At 37.8% G+C, this 17,904-nt stretch carries 13 protein-coding genes and 2 pseudogenes; 9 read left to right on the forward strand and 6 right to left on the reverse strand.

Annotated elements, in window-relative coordinates:
• Nucleotides 1-48 precede the first annotated feature (48 nt).
• Nucleotides 49-384 (forward strand): L,D-transpeptidase, encoded by a 336-nt coding sequence (locus LIT25_21855; protein USK33155.1) that lies wholly within the window; start codon nt 49-51, stop codon nt 382-384.
• A gap of 300 nt (nt 385-684) precedes the next feature.
• Here the strand turns inward: LIT25_21855 and LIT25_21860 are convergent, their stop codons facing one another.
• Nucleotides 685-2,202, reverse strand: a complete 1,518-nt coding sequence (locus tag LIT25_21860; protein USK33156.1) for a flavin monoamine oxidase family protein — start codon at nt 2,200-2,202, stop codon at nt 685-687.
• A gap of 465 nt (nt 2,203-2,667) precedes the next feature.
• Nucleotides 2,668-3,351: a hypothetical protein gene (locus LIT25_21865; GenBank protein USK33157.1), complete on the reverse strand. Its 684-nt coding sequence runs from the start codon at nt 3,349-3,351 to the stop codon at nt 2,668-2,670.
• Nucleotides 3,352-4,086: 735 nt separating this feature from the next.
• Between LIT25_21865 and LIT25_21870 the strand changes: the two genes are divergently transcribed.
• From LIT25_21870 to LIT25_21895, 6 genes and pseudogenes are all read left to right on the forward strand, one after another.
• Nucleotides 4,087-5,256, forward strand: coding sequence for a beta-lactamase family protein (locus LIT25_21870; protein ID USK33158.1), 1,170 nt, complete (start codon nt 4,087-4,089; stop codon nt 5,254-5,256).
• Between the two features lie 491 nt (nt 5,257-5,747).
• The gene (locus tag LIT25_21875; GenBank protein ID USK33159.1) at nt 5,748-6,053 is read left to right on the forward strand and encodes a hypothetical protein; all 306 of its coding nucleotides are present in this window, start codon (nt 5,748-5,750) and stop codon (nt 6,051-6,053) included.
• Between the two features lie 36 nt (nt 6,054-6,089).
• Entirely contained in the window at nt 6,090-7,037 is a 948-nt protein-coding gene (locus tag LIT25_21880) for a LacI family DNA-binding transcriptional regulator (protein ID USK33160.1), read from the forward strand.
• A 1,396-nt stretch (nt 7,038-8,433) separates the two neighbouring features.
• Nucleotides 8,434-10,041, forward strand: coding sequence for an alkaline phosphatase D family protein (locus tag LIT25_21885; protein ID USK36371.1), 1,608 nt, complete (start codon nt 8,434-8,436; stop codon nt 10,039-10,041).
• Between the two features lie 27 nt (nt 10,042-10,068).
• The gene (gene tatA / locus LIT25_21890) at nt 10,069-10,302 is read left to right on the forward strand and encodes a twin-arginine translocase TatA/TatE family subunit (GenBank protein ID USK33161.1); all 234 of its coding nucleotides are present in this window, start codon (nt 10,069-10,071) and stop codon (nt 10,300-10,302) included.
• Between the two features lie 354 nt (nt 10,303-10,656).
• Nucleotides 10,657-11,952, forward strand: a pseudogene (locus tag LIT25_21895) (IS4 family transposase).
• A 387-nt stretch (nt 11,953-12,339) separates the two neighbouring features.
• Here the strand turns inward: LIT25_21895 and LIT25_21900 are convergent.
• The gene (locus LIT25_21900; GenBank protein USK33162.1) at nt 12,340-12,933 is read right to left on the reverse strand and encodes a TetR/AcrR family transcriptional regulator; all 594 of its coding nucleotides are present in this window, start codon (nt 12,931-12,933) and stop codon (nt 12,340-12,342) included.
• Between the two features lie 136 nt (nt 12,934-13,069).
• Between LIT25_21900 and LIT25_21905 the strand changes: the two genes are divergently transcribed.
• Nucleotides 13,070-14,485, forward strand: coding sequence for a cytochrome P450 (locus LIT25_21905; GenBank protein USK33163.1), 1,416 nt, complete (start codon nt 13,070-13,072; stop codon nt 14,483-14,485).
• Between the two features lie 536 nt (nt 14,486-15,021).
• Here LIT25_21905 and LIT25_21910 read toward each other — a convergent pair.
• A complete protein-coding gene (locus tag LIT25_21910) occupies nt 15,022-15,252 on the reverse strand; it encodes a helix-turn-helix domain-containing protein (GenBank protein ID USK33164.1) in 231 nt (76 codons plus the stop codon).
• 462 nt (nt 15,253-15,714) lie between these two features.
• On the opposite strand from LIT25_21910, the gene LIT25_21915 reads away from it, so the two are divergent.
• A complete protein-coding gene (locus LIT25_21915) occupies nt 15,715-16,074 on the forward strand; it encodes a hypothetical protein (protein ID USK33165.1) in 360 nt (119 codons plus the stop codon).
• 70 nt (nt 16,075-16,144) lie between these two features.
• Here LIT25_21915 and LIT25_21920 read toward each other — a convergent pair.
• Both LIT25_21920 and LIT25_21925 read right to left on the reverse strand, forming a co-directional pair.
• A pseudogene (locus LIT25_21920) lies at nt 16,145-16,345 on the reverse strand (IS5/IS1182 family transposase).
• A 313-nt stretch (nt 16,346-16,658) separates the two neighbouring features.
• Nucleotides 16,659-17,870, reverse strand: coding sequence for a UDPGP type 1 family protein (locus LIT25_21925; GenBank protein ID USK33166.1), 1,212 nt, complete (start codon nt 17,868-17,870; stop codon nt 16,659-16,661).
• Between the last annotated feature and the right edge of the window lie 34 nt (nt 17,871-17,904).

Consider the following 17,904-nt stretch of genomic DNA (forward strand, 5'->3'; position numbering starts at 1 on the left):
ATGCCTGAGTTACTTCATACAATATTCAAAAAAATGGAGTTGATCTTCATGGCGAGACGGATTGACGTATCTACATCAAAACATCAATTAAAACTTTTTGATGGAAACAGGCTTATAAAAGCTTACCCAATTGCAGTTGGGAAAATATTGTCACCAACACCTTCTGGGACATACACGATTATCAATAAACAACTCCATCCACCCGCACGATTTGGAGTGCTTTGGATGGGATTGTCAAAACCTCATTACGGTATACACGGAACAAATAACCCAGCTTCAATCGGTAAGAATGTCTCACATGGATGTATTAGAATGTTTAATCATGATGTTCTAGAATTATCATCTAGAGTTCCAATTGGTACTAGGGTTTCTATTCATAAATGACTCTGTTAATCTTGTACCCTTTACTACATAGTTTGTGTCTAATGTGTAGCTTCATCAGCTTTTACCGAAAAAACGAGAGAAAAATCCCTTGTTCTCCTTTTTCGGCTCTTGCTCTTGAGTTGCAGCGATCATTTTTTGATTACCCTCCTCTTGGTCAATAAACCAATTAGGGGTCCAGACACATGCCCATCAAGCTAAGAAACTCTAACACCTCAAAACGATAAAAATAAGGCCTGGTTTTTGTGAATTATTACATAAGGAATGGTTTTTTTCTGTTTGGTGATATTAGAAAATTTGCATTTACTGCTTAAGAATTTGCGTTAAATCTTCCTCGATAAAAAGAGTCCTCTGTAAGTCATTAACTTCATCTGCAACCCGTATACCTGATTCAATTGCACCTTGGATCCAACCGTGAACTGTTGAAGCGTGTTCACCGGCAAAGTGAACCCGACCTTCCGGAGAAGCAATATAGGGAGATAGTTCTGTTATCTGTTCCGGTTTAAACATAGCAAAAGCTCCACCGGAATACGGATTTCGAACCCAACTAAAGCCCGTTCCTGTTATAAACTCACGATACACCTGTTCCCCATGAATGGTGGCCAAATTTTTCAATGCATATTCCAGTCGATTTTCAGTATTCAAACTATCCCAAGGTAACGCATCATCTTCCCATGTATAACTAGCCAAAATGACACCTGGCCCGGATGATGTACCCACCCCATGGCTTGGATATTGAGTGTATGTAATAGGGAGGTCAGAAGCTGTGTTTCCCCCAAACATACCTTCTCTTTCCCAGAACCTGCTTTTAAACTGGATACCGGTTTTAGTGGAGCCAACATAATGTAGGTCACGGATCGCTTTCCATTTGTTTTCGGAAAAGGAATTCCGGGGTTCAACCTCGACAAATTGCAATATCGAAAAGGGAATGGTCACGATGGCAAGATCACCGGTGATTTGAAATGGTCTCAAGATTTTGGTATGGATAGAGTCAATCGTTACTTGGTTATGATGCTGTGTAATTTTCGTCACCTTATGCCCAAACATAATGTTATCCTTCAATTGTGGGAGAAATGCTTTAGGAAGTTGGTCGTTTCCACCCGGGATCTCATAGAAGCGAACATCAGGGGTAAATAAAATCATCAGTTCACGCAATAATTCCAGGAAAGAGAGCTCCGGGAATCCTCCCAGTGAAAGAAGTACTTTAATCATTTCGATAGCAGCCGGTGATAAAGTGACACCAAACGGGTTATATCTCAAAAATGCATCCATCGAGTATTTATCAAGTTCTTTTATGACCAAAGGCCAATTTCTCTGCGGGTTTTGGTTGATAAAATCTGTGATGGGTTTTATTGCTAATGTAAGCAATTCTGAAGCCGTTTTACCTCTTTCATGTGGAGCTACCGGAAACCTTAGAATATCAGGGTTCTGTTTATAAAACTTCAATCGGGTCTTAATTCCTCTAGCATAGATGATGTCGTTAGGAGTACTGTTAATAAACCGATTAACTGATAGGTGAAATTTTTTTATGTATTCCAATGTTAAATAATGAGTATGAGGAATACGCATTGCGCCTGCTTCAAGATATAATCCATCAGTAAAATCAGATTTCAACGTGTAGACACGACCTCCCATTCTTTCGTCTGCTTCAAGGATTGTAACATTGTGTCCGGCGTCCTTTAATAATGAAGCAGCGACAAGTCCTGACATCCCTGCGCCGACAATGATGATCTTTTTGGGGTTTTGTGTTTTGTTAAGTCCATTTCTGATGAACGAAACCATTTGATCGGGTGGTAATTGAGGAAATACGTAATTTAACATACTTTGTCTCCTTTGCAATTACTCAGCACACCCGATAGATGATAGTTATAAACCATTCTTTAAGGATGCTTACTATCATCCTATTCAACTCCCTCAACAGCATTCCACTGAAAACCAAAAAGATAAAACAGGCTTCATGAAGGTTTAATAAAATAAAGAGACCGTCGGTTGAACTGCACCCCAATTGTTAGACACCATCTAACAATTGGAGGTGCTGTTTTTTATGACAAAATATTCATTAGAGTTAAAAGTAAAAGCTGTTTTTGCTTATTTAGAAGGAAAGGATTATTTTTAATACGGTCGCCAATAGATATAATCATAATGGTTCCTATGAATAGAATAGCCATACAGTTTTGATCATTTTTCGTCGTTTCTAATGTCCGCTAATACTTATTGCGTGATTTGGTTCCATTGCTACACAGACCCCACAATAGTCGATCTTCCCTTCCGATTCCATTTTAGGTTTTATACGTTTTTAGGTCGCCTAAGAATTGTGCTCTCGCAAAATTTAGAGAATTGCTCCTTAGTTAGTACATCTCCGGCTTCTTTATACATAAGATTTCCTGGGTTTTTGTTGTGGTTAGGATTTTCTGGATCAGGATCTGGATCCTGTTTATTGTTATTACGATTGGAATAATTGAGAACATGTCCTATTTCATGAGAAAGAACTTGGGCTGGGGCGCCTTCACATATCAAAATTATATATGGTGCTCCACCCAGATCATATGCATATCCAACTGTGTTTGATTCTTGACCTCCATTGTTGAAAAAATTCCCTGGAATATAGATGATAATTACGTCGTAAGGGCAAAGGGAATTAGAAGATGTAGCTCTCCATTCATTCCATTTTATATAATATTCGTGTATTTTTTTTATAGTGGCAGGAGCTTCTTTACTCACATCTATTTCCTCCGAATTTGTGATTCCCACTGAAAATTCAGGCACCAAAGGGTTTCCCATAGGAGTAAGAGGAAATAGTACACAACGTGGCCAACATCCATCACACACCGTTGTTATTTTTTCAAAGTAATTCATATCTTCGTTAATTCTTTGGCGTAGCTTTTCAAAATCAATTTTTTCTCTATTAACATCGTGTAGCAATACGGTTATGTAGGGAACTTCGGGTTCTTCACCACGACAATCCACCATAATTAATCAACTCCTATAATTTTATCCACAGAATGTTGGTACTACGCTGTAAAGATGTATGTAAATATGGGTGAGCACTGGTTGCTCGTTCTTATATTATGGGGCGTTAGCCTATTAGGCCTAGTCACAGGGTTGCTGCTGTAGTCCGTCAGATGTTTTACATAAAATGTATATCTTACTCTGGATATTTGTTATCTGCTTCCTAAATGTAGTACCAAAAACGATGTTCAATAGTAAAAATGTTACCTTGTTTTAGGGAATGAGTTTTGGTACTGTAAATTAGCATTAATAGACTATTTGTTGATTAAGTAATGGTAATGCCCATAAACGGTCATTTATGTTACCAAATCACTTGTTTTGGTAACAATAAAACAGCCATTTCATAGCTTTAGACTCATGTGACGGATAAGAGCAGTAACCCTGTGATCAAGCCAATAAGGATTGAATATTATTTTTATAAATAAGATTGTGAAGTAATGTACAACTGTGCAATAAATAGTAAACCATGAGAATAGAAAAATGATATTTAAATCTAATTATTGGGTTTTTATGGTAAAATAAGATAACTTTAAATCATATGTAGAAGAAATGGAACAATTCCTTATAAACATTGAAAAACAATATGAGAATGATGAGTATCAAGACGAGGATAGTCATTTTATGCAAAGTATAGCTGTGTGATTAATATGGAACAACAAGCAACCACCTAATATTAATAGAGGAGAGGAATGCCTTATGAAAATACGTAGTCAAATTACATTTGCAAGTCTGGCCCTATTAATAACTGGAAGTTCCCTGCTATACACATCGCCAACCTCAATTGTAAAAGTAGAGCCCACTCAAAATGTATCTAGTTCGTTACAAACAAGCACTCAACGAGATCATAATTCCGTCAAGCAAGCAATGCGGGATACATTGCAACTTGGATTCCCAGGGATACTTGCTAAAACTTCTGAGGATGGAAAAACGTGGGGTTATGCCGCTGGGGTAGCGAATCTGAGCACCAAGAAACCAATGAAAACAGATTTTCGCTTTCGCATTGGCAGCGTGACGAAGACGTTCACCGCAACGGTTGTACTTCAATTAGCTGGAGAGAACCGCTTGAATCTAGACGACTCCATCGAAAAGTGGTTGCCTGGTGTCATTCAAGGAAACGGATATAATGGTAAACAGATTACCATCCGGCAGATATTGAACCATACAAGTGGTATCGCTGAATACTCAAGGTCAAAAGACGCTGATTTTATGGATACAAAAAAATCGTATTCGGCTGAAGAACTAGTGAAGATGGGGATTTCTCTGCCCCCAGACTTTGTCCCAGGAAAGGGCTGGTCTTATTCAAACACAGGATACGTATTACTGGGTATTCTTATTGAAAAAGTAACCGGAAACAGCTACGCGGAAGAGATTGAAAATCGGATTATTGAACCGCTTGAATTGTCGGATACATTCCTACCTGGCAATTCAAGCGTTATTCCAGGCACCAAGCATGCTCGGGGATATTCCCAACCAGACGAAGCAAGTGAGATAAAAGACGTTACTTATTATAACCCAAGTGCAGGTAGCTCGGCTGGAGATATGATTTCTACTGCTGACGACTTAAATAAATTCTTCTCTTCCTTGCTCGGTGGCAAATTACTGAAGGAACAGCAACTAAAACAAATGCTTACTACAGTTCCTACAGGAAGAGCAGGAATTGATGGATATGGTCTTGGAATCTTTGAAACTAAGCTTTCAAACGGTGTCTCGATATGGGGACACACAGGTGGCATTCTAGGGTTTTCTACTATTGCTGGAGGTACACTTGGAGGCAAGCATACGCTGGTCGTCAGTTTGAACAGTTTGGGTAGAGATAACAGTCCTAATCCTTTTAAAAATATTTTACTTGCTGAATTTAGCAAGTAGGCAAAAAGGGAAAATTTTGTCATAGTTTTTATAGTTAAAAATATACCTTTCTGGTTCAAAAGCCCCAACTTACTTTTAAAAACAGTTAGCTATTAAGCAAGAAAAAGTTAACTCCTTCTGGGGTCCAGACAACATTTTAACCTTTTTATACGTTAAGACATTTTATTTCATTTCATGATACATAATAGTCCTAATCTATACATTAAGTATCATTTAAAAATTATGAAGTGCTACTAAATAAACTTAACTGCCAAAAAACCTTAGTGTGGAGTGATAGAACCAGTTAAGAGATTTATAAAGTACTTGGATAACATGGATATTGTGAAGAAGTACACTTAAACTAAAGGAGGTTAGTTTAATAATAGATAGCATTATTACTTATGCAAAGTTTAATCTGCTTCCTTGTTAGTTTGATTTTTTCTCTTGACTTGAAATGCATTTCATAAATTAGATTGAAAGCAAGCTAATTTTTCAACGAAGGGAGAAGAAAGATGAACAGAAAAATTAACCTTCAACAGGATGAACGTATACTATCTACCCTTACGGGTTTATTGGAAATCTTTGATGGGATACAAAATATCTACTTTGGAGATTTGTTTTTAACCAATAAAAGATTATATTTAGTAACCGCTAAACTAATAAATATCGAAAAATCCTTCTGGTTTCAAGGAGAAATGAAAGATATTGAACATTCTACACTCATAATAGGAGAACATAGGATTACGGTAAAATGGGCATACAATGGAAACCTCCTTTACTTTATAAAAGCTTTTCAGAAATTGAATGTAAAAGGGTAGGATTCCTTGGATACTGATAAATGTGGGAGGTATGTGATGACAAATATTAACGATATCGCAAGATTAGCAGGTGTATCCGTCTCCACTGTGTCTAGAGTCCTTAACAATTATAAGTATGTTGCTAGTGATAAAAGAGAATCTGTTCTTAAAGTTATTGAAGAAATGAACTATACACCAAATAAAAATGCAATTGATTTAATTCGAGGAGAAACAAGAACAATAGGTGTTATTCTCCCATATAACAACAATCCAGCATTTGATCAAATATTAAACGGTATACTGAACAAGGCATTAGAGAATGATTTTTTGATTACGGTACTTCCTTCAAATTATAGTAAAGAAAAAGAATTGGAGTATTTGCAAAAATTAAAAAGCAAGCTGTATGATGGCATCATCATCACTTCAAGAGCAAATGATTGGGAAACGATCATTCCGTATAGCGATTATGGTTCAATCGTATCTTGTGAATATACGCAGCACAAGGAAATTGGATGTTCCTATATGGACCGCTATTCTTCTTATCTAGATGCCTTTCAATTATTAAAAAACAAAGGGCATAATGCGATAGCTTTTACAACTGCTAGACTAGAAAGTAATAGCACGAAGCAAATGATTGATGCTTATACTGAGATTTTTGGTGAACTTCAACCTGAATATCATATTTCAGCATGTCACTGCTTAGAAGACGGATATGAAGCAGCAAGGCAATTCCTGCATTTACCGAAAAGACCAACAGCTATCTATGCGAATGGAGATGAAGTGGCTGGTGGTATGTATTTATTTGCTAAGTCTCAACAATTGAAAATCCCTACTGATTTAGCAATCATTGGTCAAGAAAATCAACCAATTGGTATGGGTATGGGTATTTCTACAGTGGATCACCAGTTAACGAAAATCGGTGAACAAGCTTGTAGCCTAGTGATAAAAAAATCAAGAGAAAAAATTAAAATACCTTATCGCATTGTGGAAAGAGATTCTGTTTAAAGCCCCATCTTCTGGGGTAGAGGTAAGGCCCCAATATAATAAATGGCATCTCTATGTACACTTGGTATATATAATAATCAAAGATCAAAAAAATAGTAGCTTAAAGTGGTGAAAGAAAATGAGTAAAAAATTTATTGTTTTTGACATTGATGGAACATTACTAACGACAGAAATGAAGTTTCTCGACAGTACAAAACAAGCTTTGGTTTCTCTTAAAGGGGTCCAGACAACATTTTAACCTTTTTATACGTTAAGACATTTTATTTCATTTCATGATACATAATAGTCCTAATCTATACATTAAGTATCATTTAAAAATTATGAAGTGCTACTAAATAAACTTAACTGCCAAAAAACCTTAGTGTGCCAAGGGTTAGCAATATTTAGTCAATGATACATAAAAATACAATGAGTATCATTGACACGAAAGGAAGCTTAGCGTAATAAAAACTGACTTTCAACTTCCATAAATTGTCTCAACGTATATTTCCGTTAAAATGTTGGCGGTACCCCATCGCCATCAAGCTAATATTCCATATTTACCCCAAAACGAAAATTCTGAGCAATTTAGTAAAGAAGCTATGAAATTTTCATTTTGGGGGTAGTCCTTTCTCTTAGCTTGATAGGTATGTGTCTGGACCCCTAATTGGCGCTTTTTTTATCATTAAGGCCTATATTGGAAGTTTGAAAAAACCATGGACTCTGTCCAAACCTGCTGGGGAACTCTTCCCCAGCCCCCCCTTTAATTCAACTCCCCAACCCCTCGATCCTTGAGGGGCTCCCTCACCGGTAGGCAGGAACAAACGGTTGTTTGTTCAATGCCAAGAGGGTGTTTTTGCACATCCCCCCGAAAAGGTGGAATAACGAAATCAGTAACCTTTGTTAAGTTAGATTAAAACAAAGGTTGCTGATTTCAACCTTAATTCGTATTCCTTTACCCTTCTGTAGAATTTTCATACCTACTCTTTTCATGGCTCCCACAGCTGTTATCTTATTTTGTTTCCAATCGTGATAGGCGATTTAAATTTTTTATCAATTTCGAATTTCTTTCTGCCGAATTTGACTCCGTTTCGAATAGCTGCTCGAATCCCTTTTATCGTTAAGTCTCTTTATATAAATTTTACGTTAATCCTAGGATTTTTTTCTCTTTTCAATGAAAATTACGAACCGCATCGGCTGTTTTCTGGGAATAAGGGACTGTGATAATCACCCTTTCCTCGTTGAGATAATCCAATCATCATGCATCCAAAAATATATTCTGAAACTTTAGGACTGATTTCTTAACTTTACAAGATCATTAAAATGATTGTACTCTTACTTAACACTTCGTCTTTAATATTAGGGAGAAGGAGATGAAACAAACATGGATCAAGAAAAACTCAATATTTTGCAACGCATGATGAATCTAGACCACCTGAAATCTGGTGAGATGGACCGCCGGAGTTTTCTCAGTACTACAAGCAGGTTAGCCGTTCTATCCTTAGGATTGACGATCTCGAGTTCCCTTGTAGGAAACCGTTCAGTAGAAGCTGCGCCCCAATTTAAAGATTATCCGTTCACCTTAGGAGTCGCATCCGGTGAACCGCTTCCGGACGGAATCGTACTATGGACCCGATTGGCCCCTGACCCGCTTAATGGCGGTGGAATGAAGTCCCATGACGTTCCTGTAAGATGGGAAGTCGCTCTTGATGAAAGCTTTAAGCATGTTGTCAAGCATGGTGTGGAATATGCTAGACCGGAACTAGGTCACTCTATTCATGTGGAAGTGGAAGGCTTGGAGTCGAACCATGTGTACTATTACCGCTTTAAATCCGGTCCGGATATTAGCCCTATCGGCCGCACCAAGACCACACCGGCCTTTGGGGAAGATGTGGCGAAAATGACATTTGCTTTCGCCTCCTGCCAGCATTACCAAGAAGGCTACTTTACCGCTTATCGCCATATGGCAAAAGAAGACTTAGACTTAGTCGTTCATTTGGGAGACTATATTTACGAGGCTGGTCCTATGGACAATGCAATCCGAAAGCATAACGGACCGGAGATTATCACGCTGGACGATTACCGCAACAGGTATGCGCTTTACAAGAGCGATGCCGATTTAAGGGCAGCCCATGAGGCATTCCCTTGGCTGGTTTCGATGGACGATCATGAAGTGGAAAATAACTGGGCCGGCGGTATTCCTGAACAAGGCCAGTCCGTAGAAGACTTTGTTCTCCGTCGGGCCGCTGCTTTCCAAGCCTTCTATGAGCACATGCCCCTGCGGCGCAGCGCTCTTCCGAATGGGGCAAGCATGCAACTGTATAGGCGGCTCTCCTACGGCAAGTTAATCGATTTTCATGCCCTCGACACCCGCCAATACCGGGATGATCAGGCCAACGGAGACGGTTTCAAGCCGCCTTCATCCGAGTCCATGGATCCGAAACGGACGATGATCGGTGCTGAACAAGAGCGATGGCTGCTGAAAGGGCTGGGCAGCTCGAAAGCGGCATGGAATGTTCTGGCGCAGCAGGTCTACTTTTCCTATCGGGATTATAGTCCGGCGGAAGATGAACTTTTCAACATGGATACTTGGGACGGCTATCCCGCTTCCCGCGAACGCATCCTCGATTTTGTGCAAAAGAAGGGGATTTTCAATTTTGTCGTGCTCACCGGGGATGTCCATCAACACTGGGCCAGCGAAATTAAAGCGTCCAAGGATCCAGAGTCGGAAACAATCGGCGTGGAATTTGTCGGCTCATCCATCACCTCCGGCTTTGACGGCACCGATGAAGCTACAGGAATCTTCAAACGAATTTTAGCTGCCAATCCGCAGATTAAATTTTTTAATAACCAGCGCGGTTATGTACGTTGTACCGTAACCCCCGATAACTGGCAGAGCGACTACATGGTGCTTCCTTACGTAAGCAGACCGGATGCGCCGATTTCAACACGGGTTTCCTTCTTGGCGGAAAACGGAAAGCCGGGCTTAACGAAGATTTATGATGCCCTGGTTACAACTCCGTAACCTAAAATTCGATGGGAGTGAAGTGCTATGTTCACAAATATTGGGATCCCCGGTTTGATCTTAATTTTGGTCATTGCCTTAATCATTTTTGGCCCTTCCAAATTGCCTGAGATCGGTCGAGCGTTTGGTCATACCCTAAGTGAATTTAAGAGTGCTACCAAAGGTCTAGTGTCCGGTGAAGATAAAGAAGAAGTGAAGGTTGAAGAAAAAAAGCCAGAGGTCATTTCTGTGGACAAAAAGCAGGACAAGCCTGCCGTTTAATAAATAAAAGAATGTAGACGGGAACACTCGTCTACTTTTTTTGCGTTATTCAATTAAAACACCTGACTTAATGAAATGGTACTATGAAATGTTTTATAGGTTGGACAGAGCGAGAAAGCGCTCGTATTTTTCCTTCGAAGCCTATTGTTATTTGCACGATGTTATAGATAAATAAACATATATTTATATTCTTTTACATTAAATTAACAGTAATTTGTAATAGGTTAATATTTTATTAATTTTACTATAAGGGGTACCGCCACATACCCATCAAGCGAAGTTAAAATCATACCCTCAAAATGAAAAAACGCTATGCTTATCGTAAGAAGTTTACGAGAAAGGATGGCGTTTTTGATGAATCCTATCATTTCAAATGAACTAAATCTTTTCGCACAAGAGCTACAATACTTTTTATCTCCAGTAGTCCTACAGAACATATCCAAACAAGTTGGCTTTGTACAGCGATCTAGTAAGTATCAAGCAAACGAACTCATTGCCCTTTGCGTATGGCTCAGTCAGGAAATCGCTAGCACATCACTTACACATTTGTGCAGTCGGTTAGAAGCTTCCACTGGGGTACTAATTAGCCCAGAAGGACTGAATCAACGCTTTAATCCAGCAGCTGTCGCATTTCTTAGAGAAGTCTTTACTTCTCTTCTCTCAAAAAAACTCTGTTCAAATCAATCGCTTTCTGCACACATGATTTCTACTTTTAATCGTATCCGTATCTTAGATGCGACAGTGTTTCAACTGCCTGATCATTTCGCCACTGACTATCAAGGTTCAGGTGGGAGTAGTAATACGGCAGGCGTGAAAATCCAATTGGAATATGATTTACTGAGTGGTCAATTTCTTAACATGCAGCTTGGACCAGGAAAGAATAATGATAAAACATACGGTACCACCTGCCTTGAAACCGTTGAGGCAGGCGATTTATGTTTGCGTGATCTTGGTTACTTCGATTTAGGAGACTTACAAGCCATTCATGATAAAGAGGCTTACTATATCTCGCGGTTGAAGCTGAATACACGTATTTATATCAAAAACCCTGAGCCAGAATACTTCAAAAATGGCACGTTAAAAAAGCAAACAGAATACATCCAACTTGATATGACACAAATGATGTCTGGTCTAACACTTGGTGCAACGATGGAAATCCTCGATGCATACATTGGCCAAAATCAGAAGCTTCCAGCACGTGTCATTATCCATCGTTTAACTGATGATCAAACGCAAACACGCCTGAAAAACCAAGTGATACGTGAAATGAAGAAAGGCATTGTCATGAAGGATAAAATTAAACGTTTAATGGGCATGAATGTATATATTACAAACACGTCGCCAGAAGAAGTAACAACGAACTACGTGCATTCATTGTATTCACTTCGTTGGCAGATTGAGATTTTGTTTAAAACGTGGAAGTCATTCTTCGAAATTGATGAATGTAAAAATATGAAAAGAGAACGCCTAGAGTGCCATTTATATGGACAACTCATTGGCATTCTCCTCTGTTCTTCTACGATGTTTCAAATGCGACAGCTTCTGCTTGAAAAGAAAAAGCAGGAGCTGAGTGAATACAAAGCGATTTATATGATTAAAGATTACTTTCCATTACTGTTTAAGGCGATAGCAGTTGGTACAGAAGACCTTGGGTACCGCCACATACCCATCAAGCTAATAACGTAAATTACTAGATACGAAATAATCCTTGTTTCAAAACTAGCGAGTGATGGAAAAGTAAGCATGCCAAAAAAGCCTTTAAAAACGCGATTTTTTCGCTAGGCAGCTTGTCTATGCTTCACCGTCGTTTCATACACAACCCCTAGAATATCAAAGACGGTCATCTTCTTATACCGATGACATTTACGACCGTTCTTTTTGAGCAGCTGATAAAGGCGATGCAGAATTTTCAAATGGCGGTACCCCTTATTTGTCTTTTTCTTTCAGAGGCAGAGAGTCACCTAATTTTGTTTAGTGAGCACCACGAGTTCACCAAAGATAAAATAATGGAATTTTTGAAACATAGATGATTATCAATTAATTATCCATTTCTGATTTTCCAACTAGCCCATAGTACAACAGATGATCTAGATCACGAAGCATGGATGAGTTTGTATGCTGAAAAAATCCTGGTTTGGCTAAAGCTTCTTTAAACATCTGAATATAGAAAATGATGGATTCTAGTGAGATATCAGGATGTATTGAACCTTCCTTTTTTCCTTCTTCCACTAGCTTTTTGAAAAAAGGAAGTGTTCTTTTTCGATAAAATTCATCCATATGTGCTTTCATGGTCACATCGTCCAAGTGACTTTGTAGCAAGTTTATTTTTAGATTCTCTGCTGTTTCCTCTTGATCTATCATGATCTTTTTCATCTTCTCGTGAAAAGGGATATCTTGCGATAGGATAGTTTCATACTCAGCTATCCTATTTTCCATGATATAAAACAAGGTACTTCGAATCAATTGGTCTTTACTTTCAAAATAATTATAAATGGTTACAGGTGATACATTTGCTTTTTTGGCTACCTCTGAAATACTCATTTTTTTAGCTCCATATGTACACAACAAATCAAATGTTGTTCTTACAATCTGTTCTTTTTTCTTTTCCGTACGAAGTAAGTATCCATCCATTCCATCACCTCATAATTGAATGTTTTGTAATGATAATCAAAAATTTATACAAAACATATTCCCTTTTTGTCTATTCTAGCATAAAATGAATAATAATCATTAAATCATTTCATTTCACTCAAAAGAGGTGCTTCCTATGGGAAGGAAAAATCGTATTACTAGTATAGGGGAGAGAAAAAGTATTCCTGGACCACGATCTTTATTTGGATGGAAAATTAATATGTTGCGTTTTTATCGTAACCCATTTACCTATTCCCGCTGGTTACATGATACGTATGGAAATATTGTTGCACTGGGACAAGGAAAGAAACCATCCTATGTATTTGCCTTTGGTCCAGAGTTTAATCAACAGATTCTAACAGATCCAGATCTGTTTCAAATTAGTTCTTCTCTACTTAATGTACCAGAAGAATCTCTACTTGGAAAAATGTTTTATAACAATTTAATTTTAATGACAGGAGAAAAACACAAAAAACATCGTCGTCTGATGCAACCTGCTTTCCATCGTCAGCAAATTGTATCTTATTGCAACGATATGATTTCTCTAACTCATCGGCTTGGGGATGACTGGGAAAAGAAACCTCAAATTGAATTAAACCAAGAGATGAAAAAGTTGACACAACGTATTGCTGTTAAAACTTTATTTGGATTTTATAACGAAGAAGAATTAGATAAAATGGGTGAGTATATTCATAAGATGACAAAATCTCTCCTATGGGTTACCCTTGCTCCTGTTAATATTCCAGGAACTCCTTATCATCAAGCCTTGCGGAGTGCTGAGCAACTAGATAAGCATGTTCGAGACATGATAGAAAAAAAGCGATCAGAGGCAAACGCAACCGATGTACTTGCATCGTTGATTCAAGCTCGCGATGAAGACGGTTCTGGGCTAAGTAACGATGAACTAGTTGGACATACTTTTACTTTGTATGTCGCAGGTCACGAAACAACAGCAAATGCACTTACTTGGTCTATTTTTCTACTAAGCCAGCATCCTGAGATCCTGTCTAATCTTTTAGAAGAATTAGATGGTACATTAAAAGGTAGCGAACCATCTCTTGAAAATTTATCTTCTTTATCGTTGTTAGAAGGTGTCATAAAAGAAAGCCTACGACTCTTGCCACCTGCCGGAATAGGCGTAAGAATTACTTCTCAATCCTGTGAATTAGGTGGTTTTACGATTCCCAAAGGAACTAATGTTTTCTTCAACCAGATGATTACACATCGACTACCTGAACTTTATGATGAACCTGATCGTTTCAAACCAGAGCGCTGGAGTTCTATTAAGCGATCACCATACGAATATCTCCCATTTAGTGCTGGACAACACATGTGTATCGGTTGGAATTTTGCTACACAAGAAATGAAAGTAGTACTTGCAGTACTTCTGCAGCGGTTTCGTTTTGCAATGATTCCCAATTCAAAGATTACTCCCAATATGATGATGCGACCCATTCATGGAATACCTATGCATGTTGTTCCACAAGATGGTCAGTTCAGTAGAGTTCCTGTCCGTGGGGCAATTAACCAATATATTGATTTACCATTCTAGAAAACTCTGGTTCAATCGTTGTTCTGAAGTTTATTGCGGCTGGAAAGTGCTTGATGGAAAGGGCCTCTGTGCCCTTTTTACATTTTTTTCTATCTATCGTGCCGCTTTTGGACTTATCTCGGACTACCCCCGTTTATATATAACTAATATTGGACCACAAAAATAATAAAAAACGCCCCTAGTCTCCAAACATTTCAGAAGGGGGTCCTGATAGCAAACCGCGTTTTGCTGGCGGTACCCCAGAAGATCATCAGAACGATTTAAAAGCTGTTTCCGAACACTCCGAGTAGGCTTTTGAAAATTCAATGACAGGTAGTATTTTTTTAAAGGGCAAAAAAAATCTCCACCTTTCCCATTGATTTTTCAAATTTCTCGAGCAAACCCAAAAAGGAGGTGTTGATACTCGGCTTGTTCTGAAAAGTATAAAGCGAGAAACCGCCTGCCTACCGTTCACAATAGGTTTTTTTCGTTATTCAGATACGCAAAGAGCGACTGCCTCACACCCCAAAAAGAAGGGGAAAAACAAAACCTCCTAACTACATATCCCAAAAGTCTGTGTAATCAATGTTAGAATCATGTTTCCTTAATGATTTGATAATTTTCTTTGCATTTTTTATGCTCGGTTCAAACTCTTCTGGATCACATAGCCGACTAATAGTACTTTTGCTAACTCCACTTTCCTTTGCTATTTCCTGCTGTGTAATAGAATTTTTATCAAGGTATTTACCGAACCTCGAACGTTTTTTTCCTAAACCAAACCAACTCATATAAATCTCCCTCCCTTTGCTTATTAGTAGCCATTATGTCCAATACTCCAATTTTTAAAACTTTCTCCAATTCGTAGGAATAGTGGACAACCAGTACCTAATAGCATGTATCAGGACGTCAAAGAAAAGGCGTTACATAAGGGAGGAATTCATATGACAAAGGAATTGGCTATTTCACTACTTGAAGGTAAGGACGTCTATCTCACAGAGGAAGGCAAAAAGCTTCTAGAAAAGATGATAAAGGAAACATCTAAATAATGGTGTATCGCCCCACTGTCCGTTATGCAGATGAATTTAAGGATTACGTAGACGATTTATTCCATGCAACTAAATTAGATCGTAATCAAATAATGAGGGCAGCATTATTTGTAGCTGCCTTTTCTCCAAACTTTGAATTACTACTGAAACAATTTAAAAAGGCAGACGTCCCCCTTCCCCCTCCTAAATGGGATGCTGATCAACATGGATTCTGGCTGGATAGAAACCCACCAAAACAAGAGGGAGGTAAGGACGTCAATGCTAACAATCGAAGAGAAAATGATATTGGGAGAGTTTTTGGAACAGCTGCAGGATCACCCGAATATCAGGAGCAAAGAAATAGATGTGAGCCACAGATTACGAGACGAGAAGGGGAGATTTCTTCCGAACGAATCATCAGAAATCAAGGAGGAATTACCATTAAGATCGGATAGACCGAAAAAGATGATAAAAATTGAAGGTAGTTACAATTCATATCTAATAAAAGATCGATGGTTTACGGATGGTGAGATTGATACACTCATAGTTTTTGGTATCTTCGGAGTGTTGGCTATAATATTTTGATTCGTTGAGAAAAAAGCTCTCTATTTTCCGTTCTAAGGTATGGTTTTTAAAAAATGAATACTAAACCAGTGAAGGTCATTTTAATCAATATGACCGGATCAATACTTGGACGACCTCGATCTGCGGAATAGACTTTCTCTACTAATGGATAGATGAAAGAAAAATCGAGAGCTTGTTCAATTTTACGGACTAAGTGATCTTCCGGCACCAACTGTTCAAGTGTAATCATTTCTAGTTGATCGCGATTCATTTGATTATTTTTAGACAATATCCAAATCACCTCTGTATTGTTCTATTTTCATTATATAAAAAAACTGCCGACAAATCCCCCAAAAAGGGGTATGGAAACGATTCTGTATTTCAGGGGCCACTATGGGGATAAATACCATTTAATCAATTTTGATAAGTGTATTTGAGAAGCTGTAAATCCTTAAAAATCAATAAATCGCTACCTTATCAATAGAGTAAACCTTATTGATAAAAAATAGACTGAACGGTAAAAACCGATCAGTCTATAAATAATTATCTTATTCAATTAAAGCGCCCGATTGTTGAAATACTGTTCTTTAAATCTTTAAAAATTCTTATTGACTTAATAGCATTTTTTTTGCACTTTCCAAGCTGTCTTTTCCAATTCGGTTTTTTATAGGTGCAAATTCCTTTTCTCTTAGCACTTGTAATATAGACATGCTCTCAGCATATTGAAAAATATCGAAATAAAATCTTTCGAGCTTGTATCCATTTGGTTTGTTAGTTTTAATCGTTTGACCATTTTCATTGGTTGAGGGGATAATCTTATGAGCAAAGTGATAAGGAAGATTAACATCAACAGTTTTCTCAAGGAATGAAAGACGAAAAAGATGGATTCCAATGTTAGAATTATTAAAGTTTTTATCCTCACATTCTTCTTTACTCATTTCAGAATATTCAATAACAGCAGGTTTTCCGTTGGATAAACATAATACTCCTACTTTTTCATCTGGTTCTCTCTTTTCAACGGATTTACTTGATACCTCAGACCCTTTTTTATCCGCGAACCCAATAAACAAGGGATCTGCAACTTGAACGAGAGCATTATCAATATTATTGAAAAAAACCCACTGTATACCCTTCATTTTTAGTTCCTTAAGCACCCCGCTTGACTTCATTGAAGCAAATACCCCTCCGTTTCCGTTGGGTGCCATAAAGATTTTCGACTTACTCTCCAGAATAATTTTACCTTGAGGTGTCAATGAAGGAATAAGTCCTTGTTGAAAGAAAAAGATTTGGTTTGGATTACAATTAAAATAATTATTTTTGCTGAAAAATTTCTTTGTTTCCTTATCATTTATCGGGCTAGTCATAATATACCAAGGTATTATCGTATTTGTTTGTTCCTCTAGTTTTCGTAGTCTTTCAGCCTGCAATGCAAACAGAGACATTTGAGATGAACTGTCAATACTTATGGTACCTTTTGGTCCATCATGACCAAGCCGAGTGCCCTGTCCTCCTGCTAATAGTACAACTGCTACTTTCTTTTCTTTCAAAAGTTTAAATCCTTGTTCCTTATACATTCTTATTTCTGAATCGGTAAGATTTTGGACGGATTCAGATTCGATTGGGGTAATTTTATGCTTACTTTTGTTGCATGGATTAGATAATTTTTGGGATGCAATTTCTATTTCCTTGAAATCAATTTCACTTAATTGATTAAGTAATGAATCTTTCTCTACTTGATTTAACTCTTCATAAAAGGAAAGGAGATGGCCTTGTCCGTATTTATTTATTTTTTCTTTTACCAACTGATATTTTTCCAATTTTTAACTCCTCATTCTCTTCAAAATAATTTTG

Origin of the sequence: Bacillus sp. F19 (genome assembly GCA_023823795.1) — a bacterium.
In the GTDB taxonomy this organism is placed as follows: domain Bacteria; phylum Bacillota; class Bacilli; order Bacillales; family Bacillaceae; genus Bacillus_P.

Excerpts from the sequence above, each read along its gene's own strand:
- LIT25_21910 (USK33164.1), bottom strand. The coding sequence starts at position 15,252 with ATGAGTTGGTTTGGTTTAGGAAAAAAACGTTCGAGGTTCGGTAAATAC.
- LIT25_21860 (USK33156.1), bottom strand. The coding sequence starts at position 2,202 with ATGTTAAATTACGTATTTCCTCAATTACCACCCGATCAAATGGTTTCG.
- LIT25_21915 (USK33165.1), top strand. The coding sequence starts at position 15,715 with ATGGATTCTGGCTGGATAGAAACCCACCAAAACAAGAGGGAGGTAAGG.
- LIT25_21855 (USK33155.1), top strand. The coding sequence starts at position 49 with ATGGCGAGACGGATTGACGTATCTACATCAAAACATCAATTAAAACTT.
- LIT25_21900 (USK33162.1), bottom strand. The coding sequence starts at position 12,933 with ATGGATGGATACTTACTTCGTACGGAAAAGAAAAAAGAACAGATTGTA.
- LIT25_21880 (USK33160.1), top strand. The coding sequence starts at position 6,090 with ATGACAAATATTAACGATATCGCAAGATTAGCAGGTGTATCCGTCTCC.
- LIT25_21875 (USK33159.1), top strand. The coding sequence starts at position 5,748 with ATGAACAGAAAAATTAACCTTCAACAGGATGAACGTATACTATCTACC.
- LIT25_21885 (USK36371.1), top strand. The coding sequence starts at position 8,434 with ATGATGAATCTAGACCACCTGAAATCTGGTGAGATGGACCGCCGGAGT.
- LIT25_21870 (USK33158.1), top strand. The coding sequence starts at position 4,087 with ATGAAAATACGTAGTCAAATTACATTTGCAAGTCTGGCCCTATTAATA.
- LIT25_21865 (USK33157.1), bottom strand. The coding sequence starts at position 3,351 with ATGGTGGATTGTCGTGGTGAAGAACCCGAAGTTCCCTACATAACCGTA.
- tatA (USK33161.1), top strand. The coding sequence starts at position 10,069 with ATGTTCACAAATATTGGGATCCCCGGTTTGATCTTAATTTTGGTCATT.
- LIT25_21905 (USK33163.1), top strand. The coding sequence starts at position 13,070 with ATGGGAAGGAAAAATCGTATTACTAGTATAGGGGAGAGAAAAAGTATT.